Raw genomic sequence first — 18,512 nt, forward strand, 5'->3', positions numbered from 1 at the left:
CTAATAAAAAGAGTTTCTTTTGGTTACAGAAATTATAATAATTTAAAAAATAGAGTTTTATTATGTTCAAGATTATATTTACCTGAATCAAAAAAAGAGATTAAGCAACATAAAGTTGTCGCTTAATCTCTAATTACAGCATCAGTCCTATTTGACATAGAACCAAATTTAACTTTTGGGGATTTATTAATAATCTAAAAATTTTAACAAATAAATTTTATTTGTGAAGATATTATATTAGAATTATATTTTTTATATAGCCACTATTAAACCAAAAACATTGATGAGGTATCACTTCATCATTAGGCAATTTTATTAAGCTTTTTTCTCTATTTTGACCCTTGGGTCTAACGTGACAAACTCCATTAAACTTAACAGAAGAAGGTAGATGATCAGTAAGGTTATTATTCTTCATTTGTTTTTTTAAATAATTATACAATCCTTTTATTTCACTATCTAGAATCTCCTCAGGCACAGTCCATAATTTTGTTCCTTTTAAATAATGCTTTCCATTGCTATTCTTCTCAAAAATAATAAATAACCATTTAATAGATACGAAATTATCTCGAAGAGTTGAATTTTCCCATTCGACATTATAAATCTCATCAAAATCTAAATTTTCAAATGATATACTTTCAGTTGGTGTTCCAACACTATTAATAACTATTGTTTTGAATTTAATATTGGCTTTTGAAAATTCCTCAATATCATTCAAACTTGTCTTTTTAACTCCGAAAATTTCACTAACTAAAATTTGATTTTTATGTTTAGCTTTAGAAAGAGTAGTCCCTAATTTAGATGCTATCTCTTCTGTACTTAATCCCATATATGGTTGCATACTTTTATTAATTAACTCTGGTATCGAATAGTTCACTAATTCATTTTTGGAAGCGAAAGATGGCATATCCACGTGTTCAATATATTTTTTAACCAACGAGGTCATATATCCTTGTTTCAAGGAGTATGCTCTTTGTTTTGCCATAATATCTGAAAATGGTTGTTCTTTTAATGAGGATGCATTTTTGCCTTTGGTACAAGCTGCTAAATAGTCAGTATCTTTTTCGGATAATTCATGTGCTAACCCAGCTTTGATTTTATTATTAATTATTTCCCAATCTTTTTTAATCATAATAAGATCGGACTCACTAAACTCGTGTAAAATCGTTTTTTTTATAATGAAATTTGGATAATCTGGTTTTCCATCTTCATTTCTTACATATGTATAGAAAAACAGTAATATCTTATTGTTTTTTAACCAAAACGATGATGAATAGAAGTCTCTTTTAGCTTCATCATTATAGTTAATAATATTAAGTACCAATCTTTCTTTAGCTCTATATCCATTTTGCTTTTTATATGGTTCGATACCAGTCGACTTTAATTCAATTCCAACGTCAGCAAAATCAGGTTCTGGTCGATTGTTAGTCTCAATACCAAAATAACTTTCTTCAATGATTGTTCCCACTAATCCTTTTTTATTTGGTTTATCAAAAATATCTTTCTTATCAATTTCATACAAATATTTTCCTTCTGCTTCTTTGGCATACATTATCAATTCACTTGCAGATTCGTATTCGAATTTAGAAATATTAATCACCCTCCATCTTGATAATTAACATGAATCTAGTTTACTTATTACAAGTATATTTTTCTCAAATAAAAAAGTCTACCATCAATTGGTAGACTAAAAAAGATTTAATTGGGTTATATCATCTGGATATTGTTTTTCGATTTTTTCGATTTGATTTCCCATTCTCGTAATCAAAGGTACAACTAACGCGTTCCCCATACAGAAGAATCTCATCTTCTCTGGCATGCCTTCTGTCCAGTTATCAGGGAAACCATTTAATCGCTCGGCTTCGACAGGGGTAAGTGTTCGATACTTTCCTTCTTGATCGTTAATGAAATGTGTACTTCGATTCACTGATGACTCACTGGTAAGCATCGTTCTAGCAGGGAGGTTGACGTCATCACTTTCAGACATACCTCCTTCACTATAGATATATTTATGACCATCTGCTGTTATTCTCTCAATTTTCTTTGCTCCTCTTAAATACTTGAACTTTTCAACCTTATCTTGAGGTAGATAATATTGTTCTGGAACTTCTTTAACGAGGACAGAACCGAGTGTAGCTGGTTTTTCATATTTCGGTACAGTATGAGCTGTATAAACTTCTCCATTCTTCATATAACCAGATGGATGGAATGTATAAGAGAAATTATCAGAAACACTAACAATATCACTCGAAAGTGAAGTAGTAGAAACACGATTCTTAACTATTTCATCGGTGATAGGAAATGCTTTTGCGAAGAACCCATCTTTAAATACAATCTGCTCATGAGTTTTCTTAACAATTGATTTAGCATAACTTGTTTCACGGCGATAGCCAAAAATGAACACGCGTCGTCTTCTTTGTGCATTTCCATAGTCAGCAGCATTGATTACACGCCATTCAATGTCATATCCTAGTTCATTTAATGTAGAAAGCATTACTCCGAAATCACGGCCTCTTTGTTTAGAAGGAGATTTTAATAATCTATCAACGTTTTCAAGCAAGATATACTTAGGAGCAACGTTTTGAATGAATCGGGTAATCTCCCAGAATAAGACACCTTTTTTTCCTTGCATACCTAGCTCACCATTAAGTGAACGCGCTACAGAATAATCTTGGCAAGGAAATCCCCCAACTATCATATCTACGTTAGTAGAAGCAAGTTCAGCATTTGATACTTGAGTAATATCTTCATTACTGTGTATACCAGTAGAGAAATTTCTTGAATAACAATCAAAAGCATGTTGCACTTTACTAGAAGGTTCCCATTGGTTTGCCCAAGTAACTTCAAACATATTGTTATCGGTGTTTTCTAAACCGATTCTAAAGCCACCAACCCCTGCAAACATTTCTGCTACTTTGATTTTTTCCATAGTGGGCCTCCTTAATGATTTATGATTAACTTTTATATTTTAACAAAGATCAAGAATGATTGATACGTTTTTGTATTAATTCCATTATACGAACGATCGTTCGTGTTGTAAAGAGGTTAAAAATAATATTTATAATTAAAAAGGGTATGTGAATATTGAAAGTGTGGTGTTCAAGTCATGGAACAAAATTCTATCAATATGGCGATGAAAGGTAACTCAAAGAAGAAAAGTAAACCTGAAGAAATAGTTCGTAAATTCTTATATTCCAAAGGATTGCGATACAGAAAAAATGATAAGAGATATCCAGGCTCACCAGATATATTTATACCGAAGTACAATGTTGCAATTTTTGTTAACGGATGTTTTTGGCACGTGCATAATTGTGAGTTATTTGTAATGCCAAAAAGTAACCAAGACTTTTGGGTTAAAAAATTTAATAGAAATGTATCCAGAGATGAACGCAATATTGAGGAATTGAATGAATTAGGAATTCGTGTGATTGTTGTTTGGGAATGTGGCTTGAAGAAGAACGATAGAGAAGAAACGTTAAATGATTTGTATGACATGATAGTGAATGGTTAATAATATAAATATAAAATGAAGTACCAATCGATAGGTTGGTACTTTTTAGTTTGATTTTTAAGGTAACTTTAAGGTTCTGAAACCTCTGATAAATAGTATAATAAATACAAACAGAGGAGGTATTTTATGGGAACTAAAGCGAGATGGATTTCAAGTGCTTTAATTGTTTTAACAATCGTTGGGCTGATAACGTTATGGGAATTTAATAAATTTGAACAACCGAAATACATTGCACATTTTGGAGGTACCCCCGAAAGTATGGAGGGAAAAGAGTTCGATACTATTGATGAAGCTGTTAATCAATTTGCAATAGCGTATGCAAAAGAGATAGGTGTTTCGAGCTATGATACATTCTATAAAGTAACAGATAAATTTGAACAACAACATCAAATACCAGGTGTAATGACATTTGATTTCCAAATTGATAATGAAAATCATAAAATGCTACATATTTCACCATTTTATATCAATGAGAAGAATAACAAGTATTCAGTAGCAGCATACGCGCTTTCTGGAACAACGAGTAGAGTTAAAGAATCGCCTAAGTATTCAACATTTTCTCAACCGCTAAAAAATTATTTCTATGATTTCATCGTTTCTAAACACAAGAAATATTTACCGAAATCTGATGTTGTTATCCATTTGAAAAAGCATGAAATATATATGGGGATTAAAAGGTATAAAGATTCTTTTGATGAAATGGAAGGTTAATAGAACTTTATTTACATAATGTGCTATTAACATGTGATCTATTGATTTATATTATTAACGTCTGCTATTTATATCATTAATAATCACTATCCTCGCACTTTAAGGTGTGAGGGTAGTTTTATTTAGTTTATTATCGTTGTATGATAGTCTTAACCAATATGAAATGAGTTAATCTTATGAATAAAAAAATATTAATATTCTTTTTTAAAACTTTCAATTTACTTATTAAATCATTAGTAGCAGCCATTGCTGTTTATTTAGTAGGGAGTATATTTTTTGATTATCAAGTCATAGATATCATCGATAAATATTTCATTATTATATTTCTTGTAGCAGCAATCATTTCATCAATTCTTGAAGTAGAGATTGAAAATATGGAAGATGAAATATTATATAAATCAGCAAAGAGATATAGATGGAGAAGGTATTATTGATATAAATGCAGAATTATACTCTTTTTTGTTTAAGTTAATTTCATTTATGGTAAATTGATATTTAAGGTAACTTTAAGATTCCAATAATATCTTCAAATGTATAATGAATATAAATAAAGGAGGTATTTTATGGGAACTAAAGCAAAATGGATAGCTAGTATATTAATTGGATTAACGATTATAGGTTTAATTGCATTATGGGAGTCCAATAAACCCGAACAGCCTAATTTAGTCGGGTATTTCGGTTCTACACCGCAAGAGATGAAAGGTAAGTCATTTAATTCAATTGATGAAGCGGTTGATGAGTTTGCAAAGACATACACTGAAGAGGCGAAGGTTTCAAAATATGATGTGTATTATAAAGCGACCACTAAATATCAAAAACAACATCAGATTCCAGGCGTTATCGTTTTTAACATGCCGGTAGATAATGAAAAACATGAAGTGTTACATATCGCTCCATTTTATATTAATGAAAAAGATAACCATTATTCAGTAGCGGCATACTCAATCTCTGTATCTACGGATAGGATTAAAGAATCTCCTAAATACGTGATATATACTCAACCACTAAAAAATAATAATTATGATTTTATTTTTTCGAAACACAAATTATATTTACCGGAATCGGATGTTGTTATCAATATGAAGAAGCATAAACTATTTATGGGTATTCTTAATTATGACAATTCATATATAGAAATATAAGAATGATAAATCATATCGTTATTTCCTTCTACCTTGTTTCGTTATGATTTCGTCCATCGACATATTGAATATTTTACTGATGTTATACAAATCAACTGCTGTTATATTACGTTCATCATTTTCTAACTTAGAATAGGTTGATAATCCTATATTTAATTGATGTGCCATTTCTTTCGAAGTAAAATCTAGATTCTCTCTATGGTATTTGATTGCTTTCGCAAAGTCGGAGTTATTCAATGCATTCCACCTCTTTTTTAGGTGAAATTAACAAAGAAAATCATAAAAAAGTGGGTATTTTCCAACTCGGAAAATACCCACAATTTGTTTGTGAATTATATTATAATTGAAAGTTAATGTTTTAATCGAATGTTAAAAAATAATGTCTTTTACTAAATTATTATATGTTTTTCTCGGAAATTTTAGTGCGAAATTTCCAAATTAGAAATTTTTAATTTATGTATTAATTTCCATATTATGATGAATTTATCATATTGCAAAGGAGGTGACTCCGTGGATTTTGAGCTTGGTCGCATACATAAGATTTTAGTAACATTAATCGATCACCCAGATGCAGACTATTACGGTTACTTTAAAGAAGACGACATCATATTCATCTTACTAGAGATGGGCTTAGTGGAATTCAAGTTCAATGTCTTAATCGATGATAACGTGTTCGAAACTTTACTTAATATTGAAGTAACTAAAAAGGGACTACTCTTTATGACTGCATATAACAATCAGGTGAAATACTGAAAAAAGTGCCTATCGCTTGATAGGCACTTTTATTAAAACTGTGGTTCTACGGTCACTTTGTAGCCATTAATAACAAACTCAACTTTACGCTTCTCTTTGACAATAGTTGGTTCTTCAGGCACTTGTGTATAAAGCTCAGCATCTAATGCATTTAATTCACTTTTAAGCTGAGAAATCCTACCAGTTCTTGCCATACTTGATGACCAACTGTTCGGTTTCTTCATTTGTGCCTCTACTAATTCTGCTAATACGTCTGCTCTTGTTCTCATTATAAACACTCCTTAAATCGTTTTTACAATAAAAATAAGCTCATCTTAAAGAAAGAAGAGCTTAAGTAAGAACTTCTTATCTTTCAAGATATCATCTTGTTGGAATTAGCACAGTGCATAAGCCTGTTGCTGAGGTTTCATAGGGCCAAGTCCCTCCACCTTCTCTGAATAAGATACGAGCTATTTTTTTGTAAGTTAATTATAACATACTTTTTTTATTCAGAGCCCTTCGAAATCATTTTGTAATATTTTTTGAGCCATATTTTTAAGGTAAGTTTAAGGTAAAGTACATGTATTGAGATAGTATAATAAAAAGAAAATAAGGTGATAAAAGTAATGAAATCATGTCATAAATTTTTTATTGGTGCGGAGCTCAGTATCATCGGATTTATATTTATTGGATATGCGTTACTATATGATATTAAACCGGATAGCATTCACGGACTCATTGCAGGTGTACTTCTAATGATCGGTATGCCAATGTATTTTAAGAATTTAGCAACTCATCTTGAGAACGGAAGACAGTCGTGACGATTTGAAAGAATACTATATATTAATACAAAGTAAAGGAGACGAATCATGACATCAATTAAAGTTGCTGGTATCGATATTTTAAATCAAATGGTATCGCCTTTTATGTTTGTAGAGAATGATAAACGTGTAAGATTTTATGAATCTAGACTTACGTACTTTGGTTATATGAAGTTACTAAAGAAAATCTCAAACAAATATGATTTGCTATACAATGGATTTGATATTAATGCGCAGCATTATAGGTTAGGAAAGATTATTGATATCAAAAGATACAATGAGTATATCGTCTATAATGAAGAATTAAAGAAAGATTTTACGCATGTTAATATTAAAGGATTACCTTTAGAAGATGCGATCAATTACGTGAGATATCATAAAAGGAAAGAAAAGATGCCATTTTTTAGTTATCTTTATAATGATAAAACGTTTATTCGATTAAGTCCGTTTTACATTGATGTTATTTCAAAGGATACAGCGCTTATTACGTGGATTAAGCAGGAATATAAATATGATTATGCGCATGACTTTGATGTTGATGAGGTAATGACAGAAGCGGAGTGGCTGGGGGAGTATTAAAATATATTTTCATTGAAGAATTTATATTTATAAATCTTAAACATAGAAAGAGTATTAAAATGAACTATAAAAGACATATAACTATATTAAGAATCGTCATGTATAGTCTAGATACGGTTATTGCGTTATCACTATTATATTATTTCGGAAGTAAGATATTCCCTTATGAATTCATCGCTCTAGGTGACCAATTCTATTATCTCAGTATTATTCTAATCCTTGAAGCCATTATCCTAACTGCAGAGAAAGTCAAAGAAGACTTAGAGGATATGCCTGTAGGAAAATGGAGAAGGTATCGAATATAAGTGATAACTCGGTATTAAGGGAATGAAAGTAATATCAAGTACATCACTGGCATATATACTACAATATTAAAAAAATTAATTGTGAGTGAAAAATATAATAATTTTTTATATCCAGGATATTTATCCAGCAGATGAAACATATAAAAAATAATCATTAATGAACTTATACCAATTGAGCAGTACACCCAAATACCTTCCAATTCAATGATACTATTTCCGTAAATATGAAATAACATCAAACCAATATACAATAAGTAATTTAGAATATTGAGTGTTATAACTTTCTTCTTCAAGTAAATCACCTCTACAAAAAATCAAAAATGCATAAAGTGATTGTCTTTAACGTTTTATGTATTTTCTATTTTTTTCAAATTTATTCTTCATCATAGAAGAAGTAATAATAAATAATTAATCCTACTGGTAAAGCATATATTGGTGTTACAATCACACCAGCAATACAAGCTGATAAGAATATATATAATAAATCTTCCATCGTCCATTTCTTTTCTAATAGGTGGTTTATAAATTCTTTTATCGTCATTAATAATCCTCCTCAATTAAATTTATAGCATTATAATTATATACATATTTTAGCATATATGTTTATAATTATATATAAATACATAAAGGAATGATTATTGATCATGAATATACTTGCTTTATTTTATGTACTATTACTTTTCATATTTCTTATTGCTATTTCGAAGAGACAATTTAAAAATGAAAATATAAAAAAAGGGTTGATAGGTGCTATTGTTGTATTAATATTTATAACTGTTGTTAACGCTTTTACCTAAATATTATTGAAAATTTATGATAGTGTTTGTTTCTTGCCAGATTATCAACTTGTAAAGGAATGTTTATTAAATATGAAAACAAATAAAGATGTTGTTTACGCTGCTGTAGGAGGATGTTTCGGTGTACTGCTCGTTCAATTTTTTATGAGCTATTTTACTACAGGTAATGTATGGGAATGGTCAGAGGTATCTCATAATGTTATTCCATTTTTGGTGTTTTTCTTAATAATTTTAATTGTTATTAAAGAATATAATGTTAGGAAAATTAATCGATAGAATAAAAAATTACATAATCAAAGAAATATATCTTTTACCAAAATAGCTAATAAATACTTAAGCAACGCATAAAAAGTTTGTCTAGAACTTTTTATGCGTTTTGTTTTTTAAAATATATTTTTGTAACGAAAGTATTAGAAAAATGAATAATATATAGAAGGAGGTTCAGGATGAATGATAATCAGATTTATATAGAATATCGTGATTTTATTTATAAGTTCTTGTTAAAGTATATGAATAATGCAGATCTTGCTGAAGAAATAACGCAGGAAACGTTTTATCAGGCGATTAAGTCGTTAGATAAATTTGATCCTGATAAGAATACCAAATTCTCATCGTGGTTATGTCAAATAGCGTTAAATCTGGCGAAACAAGCTCTACATAAGAATACTAAACAACGAAATTTAGTGGATAGATTATCGAATAATATTAACAGTACTACAATGAACGTCGAAAAGGATTATCTATTAAAAGAACAATTAGGCGAATTGTATTATTTGATTGATCAATTAAAACCACTTGAAAAAGAAATCGTGTTACTAAGAATTGAGAAAGATCTCACATTCAATGAAATAGCGGTTGTCTTTGGTAAAACTGAAAACTGGGCTAGGGTTACTTATTTTAGAGCAAAACAAAAATTAATCGAGGTGTATCATAATGAATCATAGTTTATTTAAAGACTTGTTACCTAACTATATCGATGGTCTGACAAGTGATGAAACAAATGAATTGATGAATGACCATATGAATAAATGTGAAGCTTGCAGAGCGCTATATGAGTGTTTACAGGAAGACCAATTGAGTGAAGAAACTGATTATCAACATCAGGAAGCACGAGAATTTGATGCATTAAAGAAAGTTAAGAAGTCGAATAAAAAGAAAGTTATTTTATCTATATTAGGAGCTTTATTATTTTCTACAGTTTTATTTGGTATTTATATTTATTTATATGCCACACAATGGGTTACTGACGCAAATAACGTGAATGTACAAAAAGAATTTAAAGCTGACACAGCAAACTTGCATATTACAGCAAAGAATAAACATCATTTTGTATTACCAAGTCAAGAAATTTATATTAAATCAAAAAATAAAAGAATTTATCTTGTATATGAAGGACGAAAGGGCTTGAATGATCCTGCTTCATTACATAAAGGTATTGATATTCCTATAACTTTTCTAAATAAAAATACGATAATCAATTCAGATAATGAAAAAGAAAAAATAGACGAGAAAGATGTTATTGTTTTAAGGTTTAAAGATAAAGAGGTTAAATATAAAATTATGGATTTGTATAAGAACGCTGAAAAATAGATATATATATAATGATATTATTAATTTTAAATGCTTCTTCTCCATGATATATTATGAGATGAAATACAATTTGTGATAATTTAGGAGGAAGCCCTTTTGGAATGGTATTTTTGGATCATCATTATGCTGCCTATTTTATTCTTAGTCCTATTCCCAGTCACAAATAAAAAGAAAGATAAATAACAGATGGCAGTCATAGCTATATGGCTGCCTTATTTTTTAATAATTATTAGTTTTTTAGAAAATAGTGATTTTTTTATATTATTATTTTTCATACCACTCAATCGCATGTTCCTCTAATTCTTTTACGAGATCATTTTTTCCTTCTATATATGCTTCTATGTCAGTGGCATTTTGTTTAACTAACGCTAGTTTCTTATCTGCATATCGATTCGCTTGTTCAGAATGTGCGATTAAATAATCCCGAAATGCAACATGTCTTATAATATTAAAGTCATTCACTTCATAGATATGCAGATGATGTGTTCTATTATCGCCGCCTTTTTGAAAATATCGTCGATTAGGAATACCATTTTCTCCTTTTGCTTCATAACCAATTACTTCAAGAGCAGTATTATATTCATCGATTTTTTTGATGTCTTTTACAACGATTAAGATATCGATAATGGGTTTAGCGATTAGACCAGGTATTGAAGTAATTCCAATGTGTTGGATATTAATCACTTCATCGTTCAGAATTTGAGATAATGCGATTTTTTCATTTTGGAACATATTTGGCCATTCAGAATTATACGGGACAATCTCTAGTTTGCGCATTGGTTACTTCCTTTCCAAAATGGTTAAAATTTTATTGTAAATTAAGATAACTTATTTATTTGTCTATATGTCTGTACAGTGTTGCTCTGCTAATATTTGTTTTTTCTTTTATTTCATCTAATGTGTATTTTTTAGATAGGTACATATCGATTGCTTTATTTAAATTATCATCGGTTCTTTTTGGTCTACCGATTTGTTTGCCTTCTTCTCTACTTTTTTCAATACCTAACTTAGTACGGAATCTTACGACATCTGATTGAAACTGTGTGATAAGTTCAAGTGATTTTATAAAGGATAATTCAGTTTCAGGTGTAATCACCAAACTAAGATTATATACATTCAGGCTAGCATCTTTTTCTTGTAGCGTATTGACGATATCCATTAAATGTTTTGTTGAATCAGCAAGTATAAATAGATCTGTCACGATTATTTCATCATTAGGCTTCAGTTGATGATTTAATAAGTTTTCTAGAACTTCTCTTTTTTTATTTTTCGCGTGTTCTTCGCAAAGTAAATGATCAGTTTGATCTAATAGTTTTTGAATTTGTTTTTCTTTTGAGTCGTTTAATTCTATAGGTCTTATATAACCATATTTCACTTTGGACATCTCCTTTATATTTTATATTATAACAAAATAGTTTCATAAAGGGGTATACATATTATCGTTTTTACTGTACACTTAGTCTCATAAAAGTAACTATATGAAACTAAAAGGAGGAAATATGAACGTATTATTAAAAGAACAATGGTTAAAAGATCCGCAAACAAACATACTTGCTGGTATCGTCGTAGCTTTAGCATTAATTCCGGAGGCAATAGCTTTTTCTATTATTGCAGGTGTTGATCCAATGGTAGGCTTGTATGCATCATTCATTATTGCTGTAACGATATCATTTGTGGGCGGCCGCCCAGCTATGATTTCTGCAGCTACAGGTGCTATCGCATTGCTGATATTACCTTTAGTAAAAGAACATGGAGTTGATTATTTATTAGCTGCGACTATATTAATGGGTGTAATACAAGTCGCATTAGGTCTATTAAAAGTTGGACGTCTTATGAAATTCATACCTAATTCAGTGATGATTGGTTTTGTGAATGCGTTAGGTATATTAATTTTTATGTCTCAAATTGAACATATATTTGGAATATCTATAGATACTTATGTTTATGTGATTATTACATTATTGATTGTATATATACTGCCTAGGTATTTCAAAGCTATTCCTGCGCCTTTAATCGCCATAGTATTATTAACTATCATCTATATGTTGACAGGTGCAAAAGTTAATACAGTCGGTGATTTGGGAGAGATTAAACGTAGTTTGCCTCATCTTCTTGTTCCGAATGTGCCTTTAAATATGGAGACATTAAGCATAATCTTTCCATATTCTCTTTCAATGGCTTTAGTCGGATTAGTAGAAAGTTTATTGACAGCAAAGATCGTTGATGAGGCTACTGATACTTTCAGCAGTAAGAATAAAGAATCAAGAGGTCAAGGGATTGCAAACATAATCGCAGGTTTCTTTGGTGGAATGGGCGGATGTGCAATGATTGGACAATCCATCATCAATGTGAAATCCGGAGCAACTACACGTCTTTCAACTTTGACAGCAGGTGTATTCTTAATGTTTCTGATTATCGTATTAGGTGACTACGTTATACAAATTCCAATGCCTATTCTGGCAGGAATTATGGTAATGGTTTCAATAGGAACATTTGACTGGGGATCATTTAAATATATCAAGAAAGCTCCTAAAACGGATGTTGCTGTAATGATTATAACTGTATTAATGGTAATTTTTACACATAATTTAGCGATAGGTGTTATCGTAGGTGTCATCTTTAGTGCACTATTCTTTGCAACAAAGATATCTAATGTCGAAGTTATAAAGTATGAAGTTGATAAATATGTAAAGTATCAGGTTAAAGGCCAGATTTTCTTCGTATCAATCGATTCAATGATGAATCAAATCAATTTAAACGATGAAAATAAAAAAATAGAAATTGACTTTAAAAATGCACATCTATGGGATGATTCTGCAGTTGAAGCAGTTGATATACTTATTAGAAAACTAAATGAGAAAAACAATGAAGTATATGTAATTAATTTAAATGATGATAGTCATAAAATTATTTCTGAATTAAGTAGTATGAATCAAAAACATCTTATAAAAGGAGAGTCTTAATATGTATAAATCTATTTTACTTGCTGCAGATGGATCTGATAATAGTTATAGAGCTGCAAAGGAAGTATTAAATTTATGTAGTGATAATACAACAGTTACAATATTGACCGTTGAGTCAATAGATGAATCTGTTGATAATGTATTACATTCAGTTGAAGGACAAGGCGCTGGGGATAAGAGGAAGAAGAAGTTACAAAAAATTACAGAACTTTTTGATAGTAACAATATAAGATATACTGTAAGGATTGAAAAAGGTGAACCTAAAGAAAAAGTCGTAGAATCAGCAAATAGTGGTCAATATGAAATAGTTGTTCTAGGTACAAGAGGATTAAATGGTTTACAAGAAATGGTCCTGGGTAGTGTGAGTCATAAAGTTGCTAAACGTTCTGAAATTCCTGTGTTGATTGTAAAATAACGATATTTTAAGCAAAGATACCCAAATCATTTGAATCATAATGGTTTGGGTATCTATTTTGTCATTTGCACAATAAATATATTAAAATTTATAGATTTGAAATGATGAGGATATTGAAATAGTTGTATTTGATAAAGATACAGACTACAGCAATCACATTTGGTGCAAAAGCAGATGATTTATTTCATCTGGATTGTGCATATATGCCGGCTTTTTCTACTACTAAAGATCCGGTATTATATACAGGTATGATTGCAAGTAACATTAAAAAAGAAAGAAAGCTTATCACTCCAGAAAAATTATTAGAAAGAATTGATGATTCTAGCATCCATGTGATAGATGTAAGGAGTAATAAACAGTTTGAACAAAGTCATGTTAAATCAGCGATAAATGTGCCGTTACAGGATTTAGGAAATTATGCTAAGCAACTAGATAAGACGCAACCGATAGTCACTTATTGTAATAAAGGTACAACAGGAAATGCAGCTCAAAATGTACTTATCAATCTTGGTTTCGAGAAAGTCTATAATCTATCATGAGGCAATAAGAACTACCAGAATTATATTAATATGCTGAAGGATGTTTCAAAACAGAAATAAATATTATTATCATAATCCAGAAAATCTTTGTCTTAAGAGATGTTCTGGATTTTTTTATTTTCATAATACAGCAACATTTATCAAAAACAAATCGCAAGTAACAGTTACAATATTTATGAGGTGATACATATTGAATCAGGATAATATCAATCAAATTATTGAACTTGTTGAGGAAAACTTACTAGAAAATTATACGTTAGACGATTATGTAAAGCGCACAGGTTATTCAAAGTTCCATTTGATGAGAATGTTCAAGAGAGCGACTGGTTATACATTTTATGACTATATAATAAGTAGACGTATTGCTTATGCTTCACAATATTTATTGTATACCGATATTAGTATTATCGATCTGGCTTTTGTACTGAACTTTCAATCTCAGGAAGCTTTCTCGAGAAGGTTTAAATCAGTGTACGGATTACCACCAGGTAAATATAGAAAATTGATGAGTGGATTAACAAATGATAACAAGGAGGAAGCAGTGATGACTTCAGAAAATATTAAAGGATGGATTATGACTGGGACGGCACCTCATCTTTACGAAACAAGATTGGATGCAAAAGTATTTCATAGTGGTCAAAAATCAGCTTTATTATCATCAAAAAATGATGATGCAACATTTAATGAGAATACTTTTGGTACATTAATGCAAAGTATCTCTGCAAAATCTTTTACTAATAAACGTGTGAAATTCTCAGCGTTTATTAAGACAGAAGCGGTTGATAAATGTGGCGTTTGGGCGAGAATTGATGACGCAAAATACGATATATTGCAGTTTGATAATATGATGGATAGAGCAATTATCGGTACAAATGAATGGAATTATTATTCTGTCGTACTGGATGTTAGTGAAAATGCAGCTTCAATGCATTTTGGTGTAATACTATTAGGTAAAGGCAAAGTATGGATCGATCAGTTTAAGGTAGAAGAAGTAGATTTATCTATTCCTAATACAGACACATTAACTAAGCCACAAGATTTGCCTTCATTACCAACAAATCTGGATTTTGAGGAGAGCTAAATATGAATAGAAAATTTAAACTGAAGTTTATCAATCTTTGTATAGGTTTAATATATTTAATTCTTCTTTCAAAATTTATTTACTGGGTAGGTCATTATATATTCAACTATGATTTGAAACTGTTTGAAGTGATTAATTTTCCATATGCTAATACATTAATTACGGTAACATTAGTTGGACTTGTTATATTTTTAGAGATATATGGAGAAGCAATTGAAAGTAAAAAATAAATATAAATGGTTATTTACATCCTTTAATAAATATGATTACATATAATTAACATATATATGTAACTATTGTACAGACAGGGGATAAAACATGAAAACTTTAAAAGTATTAACATCAATTGCTTTATTAACAGTAGCTTTACCATTTTCACAAATTGATACTGTAAATGATTCTAACACAGTAAAGGCAGCTACAAAAGCTGGATACCCAACTTCTAAATATAGAAAAGGTGCACCTAAAAAATTCTCGAATTGCAAGACAGTAAATAAATATTATCCTTACGGTATTACTTATAACCATGTTTCTTATGCAAAAAGTCTTGATAGAGATAAAGACAAAATGGCATGTGAAGCAAAAGATATGGTATTTAAAACTTGGATGGCGAAAAACTAATATTAAGTCCTGCAAATGCAGGGCTTTTATTTTTTTTGAATTGTTTTCTGAAGTATAATTTCTTTAAGGAGATGATACGGATGGAGACGATTAAGTTAAATAACGGAATGGATATGCCGGTACTGGGGTTTGGTACATATTTAAGTGACAATACGCATATCGGAAAGTACGTGGAGCAGGCGATTCGAGCAGGTTATCGTTTAATTGATACAGCTGCATATTACCATAACGAAGTGGCGGTTGGTCACTCTATTCAAAAGTCTGGTGTTGCAAGAGAAGATATATTCTTAACGACGAAAGTAATGTCTGATGGATATGATGCGACAATTGCTGCATTGAACGATTCATTTAATAAACTCGCTGTCGATTATTGTGATCTCGTACTTATTCACTGGCCGACAAATGATAGCATCGGTACGTATCAGGCATTAGAAGGTTTCGTGAAAGACGGAAGAGTCCGTGCAATCGGTTTATCAAACTTTAATTCAGAAGAGACTGAAGCAATACTAAATATTGCTACTGTTAAACCTGTAGTGAATCAAGTAGAGACGCATATAAATTTTCAGCAGAAGAAGTTACATCAGTATTTATCAGAACGAGAAATAGTTCATCAAGCATGGTCGCCACTTGGAGAAGGTGCTTTATTAGGCAACTCAGTCGTGAAAGAATTAGCAAATAAATATAAGAAGTCACCGGCACAAATTATGTTAAAATTCTTAATCCAGGAACAGGTTGTCGTTATTCCAAAGTCTACACGCTTAGAACATATTAAGAATAATATTGATATCTTTGATTTTAAAATTACAAATGAAGATATGAATTTATTGCGTTTACTCGATAAGAAACAATCTATATCCGGCTGGCCACAGTCGATGGATATTGAGAAAGAATATTAGGAGTATGGATAAACATAAGCACTTAGAAAAAGAAAGGGATTTATTATGTTTATCGCATAAATAAATCCCTTTGGTACAGAATTACAATAAGCGCTACATTAGTAGGGCTTATTTATTTTTAATAAATTTTAGATAAGTAGTGACAATAATAAAGAGCATTATGAATAATCCGATTTTAATCCAGTAATTAAAAAAGATGCTCAGAATAGTTACGCATATAACACTATAGATTATATGGATAAAAATATAGTTATAGTAATCTTTTGATAATAAAGTTTGTTTTTTCTTTTCGTCAGAGAATAAAAATGCTGTAAAGAGGTTACTCATGATCAAATGGAACATAATATCGGATCCGTTTTCTTTTATGAAAAAACCAAGGAATAAGTTCAAGGATAATATTAAAAACAAATAGAATGGATTCATTATTACCACCTCATAGTGTTGTTATATTTTCATTGTGATGGTAAAAAATAGATTTGTAAAGTGTATTTCAATCATGATATCTCCGACGTTTATTAAAAATATAGTGTAATAAGAAATAAAATTTATTATAATTAAATAAAAATAGTTACCAAATATTATCATAGGAGATAATTATTATGAAGAAAAGTATGCAATTTTTAATTACTTTAGCTAGTTTTTCATTAATTTTAAGTGGCTGTGGAGAAGAAGAGACGAAAGAAAAAGGTGCAACAAAAATCGAAAGTAATACATCACAAGATGATACAAAGGATAAGAAAGTATCGAATAGTGAGAAGAAAGAAGCCGTTACTACTGAAGATAGGGATGAGGATACCCAGCAATCAACGAAAGAAGGTCAGTTAACGTTAGTTAATGGGGTGTCTCATTATAATTTTCCGTCAATATTAAATAAAAGTTTTGCTGATTCAATATTAAGTAATACCTTTAATATTGAAGGATGGGGAATCAACAAAGAGGTAAATGTGCCAAGTATTCTTAGAGAAGATAGAAAATTATCACACGAAAACAGCTTAAAATATGATAATTTCGAAATGGTTCTTGGTGGTGATATTTATACGAGAGATTTTAGTACATTTGTTCTAGAGGTTAAAGATCAAGGCGTACGAACGGATGATTTAATTAAAGCATGGGGTGTAAAAGTTACGCATAATACAGAATCATCGATTATTTATGATGGTATTAATAATAACGGTTATCATGTTGTAGTAACTGAAAATGCTGATCATATAGTTGAAACTATTAATATCCGTAAAGGTGATTATAAGAATGGTGATACAGTAAATAACACATCTGTACATGACCCAAAAATAGAAATGCGTGATGGCACTGCATATTACAATTTCCCTGACATTACAAACTTTGATTTTGCATATCAAGTATGTACCGCAGCATTTAAGATTAACGGTATAGGTTTAGGAGATACTCCAAATCTTGATGATCTTGGTGAATATAGTGAAAATGGTACAATTAAAGAATTTGGCAATTTCGGTTTTGAGATGATAGAGGATAGAGTGCTTGGCCTCAAGCTCAATGTTGCTGATCAAAATGTGCACATTGATGCATTAGAGAAAGCTTGGAAGAGTAAGGTTGATATCCGTAAAGAGAATAGTATATTCTATGATAACGATAAAACAAATGGATTTCTTGTAAGAGTAGATTTTGATGATAATGGTATTGTCCAGGATATTTTTATTCTTGGTTTAATCGATTAGATGAAGCACCCTGAAAAGGGTGTTTTTATTTTGTGTCGAAAATGTTCACAATTATAAAAATATTTTGCAGATATATATACATATTTATTGAGGTTATATTAAAGATTCTTTAATATAT

25 protein-coding genes, 1 pseudogene and 1 riboswitch are annotated in these 18,512 nt (G+C 30.1%); of the genes and pseudogenes, 19 read left to right on the plus strand and 7 right to left on the minus strand.

Translation table 11 applies throughout. The features are described 5' to 3' along the window. Positions 1–232 precede the first annotated feature (232 nt). Together BFS35_RS00010 and dcm are read right to left on the minus strand one after the other, a co-directional pair. The gene (locus BFS35_RS00010) at positions 233–1,549 is read right to left on the minus strand and encodes a Sau3AI family type II restriction endonuclease (RefSeq protein ID WP_147329894.1); all 1,317 of its coding nucleotides are present in this window, start codon (positions 1,547–1,549) and stop codon (positions 233–235) included. A gap of 135 nt (positions 1,550–1,684) precedes the next feature. Next, positions 1,685–2,926 carry a DNA (cytosine-5-)-methyltransferase gene (dcm, locus tag BFS35_RS00015; RefSeq protein WP_099579617.1) on the minus strand — a complete coding sequence of 414 codons (1,242 nt, stop codon included), beginning with the start codon at positions 2,924–2,926 and terminating at the stop codon, positions 1,685–1,687. A gap of 177 nt (positions 2,927–3,103) precedes the next feature. Here dcm and BFS35_RS00020 point away from each other — a divergent pair, with 177 nt between their 5' ends. The 4 genes from BFS35_RS00020 (at position 3,104) to BFS35_RS00035 (ending at position 5,361) form a co-directional block, all read left to right on the plus strand. Beyond that, entirely contained in the window at positions 3,104–3,508 is a 405-nt protein-coding gene (locus BFS35_RS00020; protein ID WP_205757129.1) for a very short patch repair endonuclease, read from the plus strand. A 126-nt stretch (positions 3,509–3,634) separates the two neighbouring features. After that, on the plus strand, positions 3,635–4,219 hold the full coding sequence (locus BFS35_RS00025; protein ID WP_099579619.1) for a hypothetical protein: 585 nt from the start codon (positions 3,635–3,637) through the stop codon (positions 4,217–4,219). Positions 4,220–4,395: 176 nt separating this feature from the next. Next, positions 4,396–4,653 carry a hypothetical protein gene (locus BFS35_RS00030; protein WP_099579621.1) on the plus strand — a complete coding sequence of 86 codons (258 nt, stop codon included), beginning with the start codon at positions 4,396–4,398 and terminating at the stop codon, positions 4,651–4,653. 129 nt (positions 4,654–4,782) lie between these two features. After that, positions 4,783–5,361, plus strand: a complete 579-nt coding sequence (locus tag BFS35_RS00035) for a hypothetical protein (protein WP_099579623.1) — start codon at positions 4,783–4,785, stop codon at positions 5,359–5,361. 18 nt (positions 5,362–5,379) lie between these two features. Here the strand turns inward: BFS35_RS00035 and BFS35_RS00040 are convergent, their stop codons facing one another. After that, positions 5,380–5,598 carry a helix-turn-helix domain-containing protein gene (locus tag BFS35_RS00040; RefSeq protein WP_099579625.1) on the minus strand — a complete coding sequence of 73 codons (219 nt, stop codon included), beginning with the start codon at positions 5,596–5,598 and terminating at the stop codon, positions 5,380–5,382. A 273-nt stretch (positions 5,599–5,871) separates the two neighbouring features. Between BFS35_RS00040 and BFS35_RS00045 the strand changes: the two genes are divergently transcribed. Then, a complete protein-coding gene (locus tag BFS35_RS00045) occupies positions 5,872–6,114 on the plus strand; it encodes a hypothetical protein (RefSeq protein ID WP_099579627.1) in 243 nt (80 codons plus the stop codon). Between the two features lie 32 nt (positions 6,115–6,146). Here the strand turns inward: BFS35_RS00045 and BFS35_RS00050 are convergent, their stop codons facing one another. Continuing rightward, positions 6,147–6,383, minus strand: a complete 237-nt coding sequence (locus BFS35_RS00050) for a hypothetical protein (protein ID WP_099579629.1) — start codon at positions 6,381–6,383, stop codon at positions 6,147–6,149. 73 nt (positions 6,384–6,456) lie between these two features. Further along, positions 6,457–6,558: riboswitch (SAM riboswitch) on the minus strand. A gap of 161 nt (positions 6,559–6,719) precedes the next feature. Here BFS35_RS00050 and BFS35_RS00055 point away from each other — a divergent pair. The 3 genes from BFS35_RS00055 to BFS35_RS00065 are packed head-to-tail and all read left to right on the plus strand — an operon-like array spanning position 6,720 to position 7,798. Continuing rightward, positions 6,720–6,914 (plus strand): hypothetical protein, encoded by a 195-nt coding sequence (locus tag BFS35_RS00055; protein WP_099579631.1) that lies wholly within the window; start codon positions 6,720–6,722, stop codon positions 6,912–6,914. A gap of 48 nt (positions 6,915–6,962) precedes the next feature. After that, positions 6,963–7,493, plus strand: coding sequence for a hypothetical protein (locus tag BFS35_RS00060; protein ID WP_099579633.1), 531 nt, complete (start codon positions 6,963–6,965; stop codon positions 7,491–7,493). A 59-nt stretch (positions 7,494–7,552) separates the two neighbouring features. Then, on the plus strand, positions 7,553–7,798 hold the full coding sequence (locus tag BFS35_RS00065) for a hypothetical protein (RefSeq protein WP_099579635.1): 246 nt from the start codon (positions 7,553–7,555) through the stop codon (positions 7,796–7,798). Between the two features lie 373 nt (positions 7,799–8,171). On the opposite strand, the gene BFS35_RS13745 is transcribed toward BFS35_RS00065, so the two are convergent. Further along, complete coding sequence (locus tag BFS35_RS13745; protein ID WP_147329895.1) at positions 8,172–8,339, minus strand: VraH family peptide resistance protein; 168 nt, start codon at positions 8,337–8,339, stop codon at positions 8,172–8,174. Between the two features lie 289 nt (positions 8,340–8,628). Between BFS35_RS13745 and BFS35_RS00070 the strand changes: the two genes are divergently transcribed. The 3 genes from BFS35_RS00070 to BFS35_RS00080 all read left to right on the plus strand — a co-directional run bounded on the left by BFS35_RS00070 (position 8,629) and on the right by BFS35_RS00080 (position 10,185). Next, entirely contained in the window at positions 8,629–8,871 is a 243-nt protein-coding gene (locus BFS35_RS00070; protein WP_099579637.1) for a hypothetical protein, read from the plus strand. A gap of 170 nt (positions 8,872–9,041) precedes the next feature. Next, positions 9,042–9,539, plus strand: coding sequence for an RNA polymerase sigma factor (locus tag BFS35_RS00075; protein WP_099579639.1), 498 nt, complete (start codon positions 9,042–9,044; stop codon positions 9,537–9,539). After that, on the plus strand, positions 9,529–10,185 hold the full coding sequence (locus tag BFS35_RS00080) for an anti-sigma factor family protein (protein ID WP_099579641.1): 657 nt from the start codon (positions 9,529–9,531) through the stop codon (positions 10,183–10,185). The genes BFS35_RS00075 and BFS35_RS00080 overlap by 11 nt, the downstream gene beginning before the upstream one ends. Before the next feature lie 264 nt (positions 10,186–10,449). On the opposite strand, the gene BFS35_RS00085 is transcribed toward BFS35_RS00080, so the two are convergent. Both BFS35_RS00085 and BFS35_RS00090 read right to left on the minus strand, forming a co-directional pair. Continuing rightward, positions 10,450–10,962 (minus strand): GrpB family protein, encoded by a 513-nt coding sequence (locus BFS35_RS00085; protein WP_099579643.1) that lies wholly within the window; start codon positions 10,960–10,962, stop codon positions 10,450–10,452. Positions 10,963–11,017: 55 nt separating this feature from the next. Then, a complete protein-coding gene (locus BFS35_RS00090; protein ID WP_099579645.1) occupies positions 11,018–11,560 on the minus strand; it encodes a recombinase family protein in 543 nt (180 codons plus the stop codon). 124 nt (positions 11,561–11,684) lie between these two features. On the opposite strand from BFS35_RS00090, the gene BFS35_RS00095 reads away from it, so the two are divergent. The 8 genes and pseudogenes from BFS35_RS00095 to BFS35_RS00130 all read left to right on the plus strand — a co-directional run bounded on the left by BFS35_RS00095 (position 11,685) and on the right by BFS35_RS00130 (position 18,394). Then, entirely contained in the window at positions 11,685–13,148 is a 1,464-nt protein-coding gene (locus BFS35_RS00095) for a SulP family inorganic anion transporter (protein ID WP_099579647.1), read from the plus strand. A gap of 1 nt (position 13,149) precedes the next feature. Next, positions 13,150–13,563, plus strand: coding sequence for a universal stress protein (locus BFS35_RS00100; protein ID WP_099579649.1), 414 nt, complete (start codon positions 13,150–13,152; stop codon positions 13,561–13,563). A 131-nt stretch (positions 13,564–13,694) separates the two neighbouring features. Further along, positions 13,695–14,102, plus strand: a pseudogene (locus BFS35_RS00105) (rhodanese-like domain-containing protein); the annotation flags it as partial. 190 nt (positions 14,103–14,292) lie between these two features. Then, entirely contained in the window at positions 14,293–15,183 is an 891-nt protein-coding gene (locus BFS35_RS00110; protein WP_240628314.1) for a helix-turn-helix domain-containing protein, read from the plus strand. A 2-nt stretch (positions 15,184–15,185) separates the two neighbouring features. After that, positions 15,186–15,413 (plus strand): hypothetical protein, encoded by a 228-nt coding sequence (locus BFS35_RS00115; protein WP_099579651.1) that lies wholly within the window; start codon positions 15,186–15,188, stop codon positions 15,411–15,413. A gap of 88 nt (positions 15,414–15,501) precedes the next feature. Continuing rightward, positions 15,502–15,804, plus strand: a complete 303-nt coding sequence (locus tag BFS35_RS00120) for an excalibur calcium-binding domain-containing protein (RefSeq protein ID WP_099579653.1) — start codon at positions 15,502–15,504, stop codon at positions 15,802–15,804. 80 nt (positions 15,805–15,884) lie between these two features. Next, positions 15,885–16,700, plus strand: coding sequence for an aldo/keto reductase (locus BFS35_RS00125; protein WP_099579655.1), 816 nt, complete (start codon positions 15,885–15,887; stop codon positions 16,698–16,700). Between the two features lie 599 nt (positions 16,701–17,299). Continuing rightward, positions 17,300–18,394 carry a hypothetical protein gene (locus BFS35_RS00130; protein ID WP_099579657.1) on the plus strand — a complete coding sequence of 365 codons (1,095 nt, stop codon included), beginning with the start codon at positions 17,300–17,302 and terminating at the stop codon, positions 18,392–18,394. Positions 18,395–18,512 lie beyond the last annotated feature (118 nt).

It is taken from the genome of Macrococcoides goetzii, from assembly GCF_002742385.2.
In the GTDB taxonomy this organism is placed as follows: Bacteria; Bacillota; Bacilli; order Staphylococcales; family Staphylococcaceae; genus Macrococcoides; species Macrococcoides goetzii.

Excerpts from the sequence above, each read along its gene's own strand:
- BFS35_RS00010 (WP_147329894.1), bottom strand. The coding sequence starts at position 1,549 with ATGTATGCCAAAGAAGCAGAAGGAAAATATTTGTATGAAATTGATAAG.
- dcm (WP_099579617.1), bottom strand. The coding sequence starts at position 2,926 with ATGGAAAAAATCAAAGTAGCAGAAATGTTTGCAGGGGTTGGTGGCTTT.
- BFS35_RS00020 (WP_205757129.1), top strand. The coding sequence starts at position 3,104 with ATGGAACAAAATTCTATCAATATGGCGATGAAAGGTAACTCAAAGAAG.
- BFS35_RS00025 (WP_099579619.1), top strand. The coding sequence starts at position 3,635 with ATGGGAACTAAAGCGAGATGGATTTCAAGTGCTTTAATTGTTTTAACA.
- BFS35_RS00030 (WP_099579621.1), top strand. The coding sequence starts at position 4,396 with ATGAATAAAAAAATATTAATATTCTTTTTTAAAACTTTCAATTTACTT.
- BFS35_RS00035 (WP_099579623.1), top strand. The coding sequence starts at position 4,783 with ATGGGAACTAAAGCAAAATGGATAGCTAGTATATTAATTGGATTAACG.
- BFS35_RS00050 (WP_099579629.1), bottom strand. The coding sequence starts at position 6,383 with ATGAGAACAAGAGCAGACGTATTAGCAGAATTAGTAGAGGCACAAATG.
- BFS35_RS00055 (WP_099579631.1), top strand. The coding sequence starts at position 6,720 with ATGAAATCATGTCATAAATTTTTTATTGGTGCGGAGCTCAGTATCATC.
- BFS35_RS00060 (WP_099579633.1), top strand. The coding sequence starts at position 6,963 with ATGACATCAATTAAAGTTGCTGGTATCGATATTTTAAATCAAATGGTA.
- BFS35_RS00065 (WP_099579635.1), top strand. The coding sequence starts at position 7,553 with ATGAACTATAAAAGACATATAACTATATTAAGAATCGTCATGTATAGT.
- BFS35_RS13745 (WP_147329895.1), bottom strand. The coding sequence starts at position 8,339 with ATGACGATAAAAGAATTTATAAACCACCTATTAGAAAAGAAATGGACG.
- BFS35_RS00075 (WP_099579639.1), top strand. The coding sequence starts at position 9,042 with ATGAATGATAATCAGATTTATATAGAATATCGTGATTTTATTTATAAG.
- BFS35_RS00080 (WP_099579641.1), top strand. The coding sequence starts at position 9,529 with ATGAATCATAGTTTATTTAAAGACTTGTTACCTAACTATATCGATGGT.
- BFS35_RS00085 (WP_099579643.1), bottom strand. The coding sequence starts at position 10,962 with ATGCGCAAACTAGAGATTGTCCCGTATAATTCTGAATGGCCAAATATG.
- BFS35_RS00095 (WP_099579647.1), top strand. The coding sequence starts at position 11,685 with ATGAACGTATTATTAAAAGAACAATGGTTAAAAGATCCGCAAACAAAC.
- BFS35_RS00100 (WP_099579649.1), top strand. The coding sequence starts at position 13,150 with ATGTATAAATCTATTTTACTTGCTGCAGATGGATCTGATAATAGTTAT.
- BFS35_RS00115 (WP_099579651.1), top strand. The coding sequence starts at position 15,186 with ATGAATAGAAAATTTAAACTGAAGTTTATCAATCTTTGTATAGGTTTA.
- BFS35_RS00120 (WP_099579653.1), top strand. The coding sequence starts at position 15,502 with ATGAAAACTTTAAAAGTATTAACATCAATTGCTTTATTAACAGTAGCT.
- BFS35_RS00125 (WP_099579655.1), top strand. The coding sequence starts at position 15,885 with ATGGAGACGATTAAGTTAAATAACGGAATGGATATGCCGGTACTGGGG.
- BFS35_RS00130 (WP_099579657.1), top strand. The coding sequence starts at position 17,300 with ATGAAGAAAAGTATGCAATTTTTAATTACTTTAGCTAGTTTTTCATTA.